The organism is Hyalangium sp. (assembly GCF_035629615.1).
Classification (GTDB): Bacteria; Myxococcota; Myxococcia; order Myxococcales; family Myxococcaceae; genus Hyalangium.
This window is the reverse complement of sequence record NZ_DASPHO010000745.1, coordinates 1-6,253: the sequence shown is the minus strand read 5'-3', so window position 1 is coordinate 6,253 and position 6,253 is coordinate 1. Positions and strand designations below refer to the sequence as shown.

Here is a 6,253-nt window from a genome sequence, read left to right as displayed (position 1 = left end):
CCTTTGGACGTTTGCACCATCTGCCACGCCCGGTCCGTGAGCGCTTGGAGACGCTCGGTCTGGTCCCGCAACTCCGTCAGCGGGTCGGGCGATCCTTCTGGCCCTTCTGCCCCGACGGTGAGGGCCGCATTCAGCGGGCCTTGCGCCAGCAGGGCGAAGGGCTCATAGCTGCCCCCCAGCTTGATCCGACCGTTGGCAAACTCGATGAGGTCGAGCAGCGACAGCTCGCTTCCGGGCAGCTTCAGTGCCTCGGGCGTGACTCGCAGGAGGTGCCATTGATCGGGGGACTTCGCGTCCCTCTTCTCGGCGATTCGGATCCCCTGCCAGTCCGCCAGCAGGCCGATGAAGTTCACCTTCAGCTTGCCATCCGGAGTGAAGGAGACATTCGTGCCATTGAAGGCGGGGTGTAGATCGCCTTTGAGCACGAGCAGCCAGGCGATGACGCGCGCCAGCGGATCGCTCGCCACGGGATCCAGCAGCGGAGGATCCCACGCCTTGTAGAATCGCCCGGTCCGCCAGATCCCGAGCAGATTGCGCAGGCTAACGGAAGCGGTGAACAAGGGCGGCATGGCTCCGAGGGCGTTCTCCGCGGTGGCGGTGATGCCAACCTTTGCCGTGTCAGGGAGCACCTTGGTGAGCCTGTCGAGCGTCTGGAAGAACTCCTGGCGCGCAGTGGCCTCAGCGGGGCACGCAGCGGCGGGGCCGGCCTGTCCAGGGCAGGACTCTGCCGCTTTCCTGCCGTAGGTGAGGAGGGCATCCCTGATACTCCGAGCATCCTGTTGGGTATCCCGACGCCGCGCGAACATGAGCAGGCAGTAGGTGGCTCCGGGGCGGAAGAAGCCGGGCTCCGAGACGAGCACCTTGAACTCCTTCGACTGGGCCAACTCACTCTGGGTCAGCGAGCCCTCGCGGTGCCAAGGCGTTGGCGCGTATGCCTCATGCAGGCGCCGCAGCGAGTCATAGACTGCGGCTGCTTGCGAGTCCTGCGACGGGCGGACCCAGAGCTCGTCCACCGCGATGACGCCCAGGGGCTTGCCGAGAATGGGGCTGTTCTTGTCCTCTTGGATCAGCTCGAGTGCTTTCTTGACCTCGTTGCACCCGAGCCTTGGCACGATGTTGCCGAACCCCAGGGCGGTGTAGTTGTTGCGGACGAATACAGGGTGGACTTCGGTCACCCCCTGCTTTGCAGTCCCCTTGAGGTAGAAGGGCTCGAAGAGCGGGAGCGGCTTGTCCGGCCCTACGTCGTCGATGGTGATCTCTTGCAGCACCGTACCTGCGGCCAGCGCGGGAGATGCGAGCACGATCAATCCCAGGCACAACGAGACCATGGCCTCGCGCGGAGCCCACCGGATGGGACGATGATGCAGTGAACTTCTTACCGGCACCGCAGCCATGTGCTTCCCCCTGGCATCAGATGACTCAAGAGCAATTCGAGAGTGCCGCTCGCCTGTTGCAGGCGAGGTTTGGCGGCACCGTCACGGCATGACGCCAGCGCGATCTAGCATATTTGTTGGAAAGTCAACACGCAGGGTGTGCAGTGAACTCCTGAGCAGGATGTGCTTGGCTTCCGGAGGTCGTCTGGGGCGCAAGGTCGGAATACTCAGCCGAGGGGTGTATTTCTACCGGGTGGGAAGCGACTCCCTCATCCTGCCACGCCCATCTCTCGAGCTTCGTCAGACGCTGAAGATGAAGTCCATGTTGGGGGGGGCGGAGCACGAACTGCCCCGCAGTCGGCGGCGCGGCTTCTCCGCTCGGGAAGACCTGTACCTTGAAGATGGCACGGTCGAACTCGCGACAGTCCGAGACCGCGGCGAGCGCCGCGTCTCCTGCGATGATGTGCACCTGGGGCAATCCCGCGCCCTCGATCGCCCGTACCGCCGCCTGTGCCAGGCGGGGGATGATATCGACGCTCTCCATGCGCCCCGTCGGTTCGACCCGGTGCCCCATCAGCCCGGCGTTCCAGCCGCTGCCGGCGCCCACCTCGTGAGTCGCCGAGCTGCTGGTACCGCTCGACGAGGAGATGTCTCGGCACCGCGAAGAACGCCTCGGCCACTCGAGGCGAGAACGTGCTGTCGGCCATCAGAAAGGCTTCGCGGGTAGAGGCAAAGAGCTGCTCTTGGTACTGGCGGATGAGACGAACTCTGTCAGTCATGGATGGGCTCAGCGGATGGGCTCAGCGGATGGGCTCAGAGGGTGTTGAAGTGGGGTGAGCAGGCCCAACATGTTGTGCCCCCGCTGCATCCTAGCAAGCACAAGGCCCATGCGTTCAGCCGACCGAGCGGCTGCGTCCTTTGCTGCTCTGTAAGGTAGGCTACTCTGAGTGAAACCCTTGAGGTTGCTTGGGGCGTGACCTATGGCGCTGCCATGAGCCCTACCCCTCAGGTGGCTGCCAGGAAGCGCTACCCTTCGGATTTGACCGATGCGCAGTGGGAGCTGGTCGAGCCCTTCGTTCGCGGCAATCCCGTGGGTCCTCAACCCGTGGTGCATGAGCGGCGAGAGGTGGTCAACGCCATCCTCTACGTCTCGCGCACCGGAGCTCCCTGGCGCTACCTGCCGCACGACTTGCCCGACTGGCAGAGCGTCTACCACTACTTCCGGCTGTGGACGAAGGAGGGCACACTCAAACTGCTGCACGATGTGCTGCGCGGCAAGGTCCGCCAGCAGGAGGGGCGCTCTGAGCAGCCCACCGCGGGCATCCTCGACAGCCAGAGCGTGAAGACGGCGCTGGAAGCCGAGAGCCGAGGCTATGACGCGGGCAAGAAGGTGAAGGGCAGAAAGCGTCACCTGCTGGTGGACGTGCTGGGCCTGGTCCTCGTGGCGTGGATAACGACGGCCGACGTGCAAGACCGGGATGCGGCGGCCGCCGTGTTGCCGCTGGCCGCTGAGCAGTTCCCCACGCTACAGAAGGTGTGGGCCGACGGCGCCTATGAGGGCCCTCGCGTGGCGGACATCGCCCAGCAGACCGGCATTGATGTCGAGATCGTGAAGCGCACGGACACCACTCCAGGCTTCGTCGTCCAGGCCAGACGATGGGTGGTGGAGCGGACATTCGGGTGGTTGAGTCGGGAGCGACGACTGTCCAGAGACTACGAGCGAAAGGAGGAGTCCTCCGAGACGTTCGTCTACGTGGGCATGATCCGACTAATGCTGGGCCGGCTTGCTTGACCGCCTTCGTTCAACACCATCTCAGCGGATGGGCTCAGCGGATGGGCTCAGCGGATGGGCTATTAGGGGCTCACCGGCGCGACTTCGCGCGGAATCGGCCGGTTTCCTGCCGTGCCGCATGTCCGCTCCGAACGAGCCGGTGGAGGGTGGTGCGCGCAACCGCTTGGGAGCAGCCCAGGCGCGCTCCCATCTCCGCCGCGTCGAAAGTGCTCTCCGGGCTCTCGAGGAGCACAGCGAGCGCTCTCGCGCCGATGCTCGGTGTTGCCGGCGAGCCGCCGCGGACACCCGAGAGCACCACGCGCGACCCAGGGACCGGCATCACAGGGCTCTGGAGCAGCGAGCGGTAGGCATGGGGGCCAGCTTCGTCACCGCCCACCAGCGTCTTGATGGCACGGGCCGCGCGCTCCAGCCCGCGCGCAGGTGTCACGAGCAGACTGACTCCACCGGCGACAGGCGAAGCCTGTGTCTTGGCCTCAGCGAGCACGTCCTTGAGCTCTGGGACCATCTCCTCGAGCTCCTGCGTCATCTGCTGAAGCCTCGTGGCCAGGCGACCCATGCGAGACGAAGGCTTCTTCGGTGGCCGCACGGGAGCACGCTTCTTCATTGGCATAACGTAACGTTATGTTATGTGTGGCGCAAGAGCGGGGCGGATGGCAAAGTCTTGTGGGACCACAACTCCGTGGCCGGCCGTTGTACCGAGCCGGTGGAAAGTGTCACCGGCACGGGAGCTGCTTGAGAATCTGGGTGGGCAGGCGTCAAATCCCAGGTGCGGATCCCTCTCGATCCGCTCGGCACACGAGGTGGAACATGACGGAACTGCTGCTCATCGGTCTGCTTTCCTTCGGACTTGGTACGCCTGACGTCTCCATCACCTCCACGGCCACGTGCACGGCTACAGCCATCGGCCCGACCTTCGGGCTCGGCACGGGCATGATGTATTTCCACTTCAACACCACCTGCGACGCCCCCGTGGAGACCCTTACGATCAACGCCACGATCGACGGGCCGCAGGATCGCACCGGCACGAAGACGTGCACCAACGCGAGCTCGTGCTCATACCTCCTCGGCGTGTCCTATGCCCGAGGCACCTGGGTGTGGACCAACGACACCACATATACCGGTGGGACGAGCTCGGCGACGAACACCGTCACCTATAACCAGTGAGGTGGCATTCCTCGACCACGCAGATCAGGCGTGGGCGCGGTCCTGCACCTTGCGGACGAGGTGGGTGACGGCGCTGCGCGGCAGGAAGCGCACGCTCTGCACCAGCATCTTGTTCATGAAGCCCGGGATGACGACCGCCCGGCCGTCGTGCAGCCCCTCGTAGCCGGCGCGCGCCACCGTCAGCGAGTCCATGATCTCCTTGCCCTTCACCAGCCTGGACTCCTCCATCTTCGCCCGCTCCTGGAAGCCCGTCTTCGTCGGGCCGGGGCACAGGCAGGTGATGGTGACGCCGCTGCCCTGCGTCTCGTTCGCCAGCGCCTCGGAGAAGGAGAGCACGTACGCCTTGGTGGCGTAGTACACCGCCATCAGCGGCCCGGGCTGGAACGCCGCGGTGGAGGCCACGTTCAGGATCCGGCCGCTCTTGCGCGCCAGCATCTCCGGCAGCACCGCCTTCGTCAGCGCCGTCAGCGCCCCGATGTTCACCTGGATCATGTCCAGCTCCATCTTCGTGTCCGCCTCCGCAAAGGCCCCGTAGCCCGCGTAGCCCGCGTTGTTCACGAGCACGTCCACTTGCACCCCCTCCGCCTTCAGCCGCTCCATCAGCCGGCCCGGCGCCGCCGGATCCGACAGGTCCGCCGGCACTGCCAGCGCGCGCACGCCGTGCTGGGAGCCCAGCTCGTCCGCCAGCGCCTTCAGCTTCGACTCGGTGCGCGCCACCAGCACCAGGTCATAGCCGCCCTCGGCGAACAGCCGGGCGAAGTCCAGGCCGATGCCGCTCGAGGCGCCGGTGATGAGGGCCGTCTTCTTCTGCGTCTGCGTGCTCATGGAAATCTCCTTAGTGACCATGAGTCATTAATAAGAGACTCGAAGAGGCCTGTCAATGACCCAGGGTCATTTTCACGGGCAGGGGCTCAAAACGGGGAGGAGGCGGTGGCTCAGAAGCGGCCGACGAGCCCCCCCCATGAGGCTGCTCGTCCGGGTTGCGCTGACCACGGGGATGACCGAGAAGCCCTTCTCCGCCTGGGCCGCGACGCGCTTGGGGTCTGGGAAGAAGGCATCGGAGAGCGCGTAGGCCACCGTGGCTCCAAGGGTGGGGGCTCCCACTAGCAAGGCGATGGCCGAGAGGGCCGCTGACGGGGCCGCCCGAGTGATGCTCCCGACGCTGGAGCTCCCCGTGACATCATAGAGAAGGTCATTCAGCAGGGGCTCACCGGAGTTTCCCAATGGGAGGACACATGAAGACATCTTGGATCCTGGTAGCAGGCATGCTGGCGCTTGCGGCGGTGGGCTGCGGTAACGATGCGGATGACGAGCGCATCGGCGCGGAGTGCACCACGAGCGGGCAGTGCGAGAACGAGGTGCTCACCTGCCTGACGCAGTTCAAGGGGGGCTACTGTGGCGCCAGTGCTTGCGCGGCGAATGCGGACTGTCCGGAGGGGTCCATCTGCGTGACCCAGGCTGGAGCGAACTACTGCTTCCGAACCTGTGGCGACAAGGAGGAGTGCAACAAGCACCGGTCGGTGGAGAACGAGTCGAACTGCTCGTCGAACATCACGCGTGTCGAAACAGGCTCGCAGAAGGCCTGCGTCCCTCCCTCGGGCACCTGATTCCTCAAAAAAGGCTGGATCCTCAGGGATGTCTCCTGGGGATCCAGCCTTTTTTCCTGGAGGGGTTGCCCCGCCCGTCCTACGGCGAGGGCTTCACGATCTTGTTGTTATCCAAGGCGACCGCGCCAATCCGGGCCAACGCCCTGCCGTTCAGCGCAGCGCCTGTATTCAGCGTGATGGCTTGATCCGCCATGACCGTCCCCTGGAAGGAGGACGTCGTTCCGAAGGTCGCCGAGGTGCCGACCTGCCAGAAGATGTGGGTGGACCTGGCGCCCCCGGTCAGGATGACCTTGCGCCCGGCGGTGGTGGTCAACGTG

Annotated in this window: 8 protein-coding genes; 3 read left to right on the top strand and 5 right to left on the bottom strand. The window is 65.1% G+C overall.

The genetic code is table 11. From position 1 onward, the window contains the following. Together VD972_RS37300 and VD972_RS45625 are read right to left on the bottom strand one after the other, a co-directional pair. A partial coding sequence (locus VD972_RS37300; RefSeq protein ID WP_324993592.1) for a hypothetical protein occupies positions 1-1,301 on the bottom strand: 1,301 nt, incomplete at its 3' end. Positions 1,302-1,518: 217 nt separating this feature from the next. Further along, a complete protein-coding gene (locus VD972_RS45625) occupies positions 1,519-1,980 on the bottom strand; it encodes a hypothetical protein (RefSeq protein ID WP_414654190.1) in 462 nt (153 codons plus the stop codon). 384 nt (positions 1,981-2,364) lie between these two features. On the opposite strand from VD972_RS45625, the gene VD972_RS37295 reads away from it, so the two are divergent. Further along, positions 2,365-3,165 carry an IS5 family transposase gene (locus tag VD972_RS37295; protein WP_324993591.1) on the top strand — a complete coding sequence of 267 codons (801 nt, stop codon included), beginning with the start codon at positions 2,365-2,367 and terminating at the stop codon, positions 3,163-3,165. Positions 3,166-3,235: 70 nt separating this feature from the next. Here the strand turns inward: VD972_RS37295 and VD972_RS37290 are convergent, their stop codons facing one another. Further along, on the bottom strand, positions 3,236-3,721 hold the full coding sequence (locus tag VD972_RS37290; protein ID WP_324993590.1) for a hypothetical protein: 486 nt from the start codon (positions 3,719-3,721) through the stop codon (positions 3,236-3,238). 251 nt (positions 3,722-3,972) lie between these two features. Here VD972_RS37290 and VD972_RS37285 point away from each other — a divergent pair, with 251 nt between their 5' ends. Beyond that, a complete protein-coding gene (locus tag VD972_RS37285; protein WP_324993589.1) occupies positions 3,973-4,329 on the top strand; it encodes a hypothetical protein in 357 nt (118 codons plus the stop codon). Between the two features lie 24 nt (positions 4,330-4,353). On the opposite strand, the gene VD972_RS37280 is transcribed toward VD972_RS37285, so the two are convergent. Further along, a complete protein-coding gene (locus VD972_RS37280) occupies positions 4,354-5,154 on the bottom strand; it encodes an SDR family oxidoreductase (RefSeq protein WP_324993588.1) in 801 nt (266 codons plus the stop codon). Positions 5,155-5,564: 410 nt separating this feature from the next. Here VD972_RS37280 and VD972_RS37275 point away from each other — a divergent pair, with 410 nt between their 5' ends. Next, the gene (locus VD972_RS37275) at positions 5,565-5,936 is read left to right on the top strand and encodes a hypothetical protein (RefSeq protein WP_324993587.1); all 372 of its coding nucleotides are present in this window, start codon (positions 5,565-5,567) and stop codon (positions 5,934-5,936) included. A 79-nt stretch (positions 5,937-6,015) separates the two neighbouring features. Here the strand turns inward: VD972_RS37275 and VD972_RS37270 are convergent. Continuing rightward, positions 6,016-6,253 (bottom strand): ice-binding family protein (locus tag VD972_RS37270; protein ID WP_324993586.1); only part of this gene is annotated, 238 nt, incomplete at its 5' end.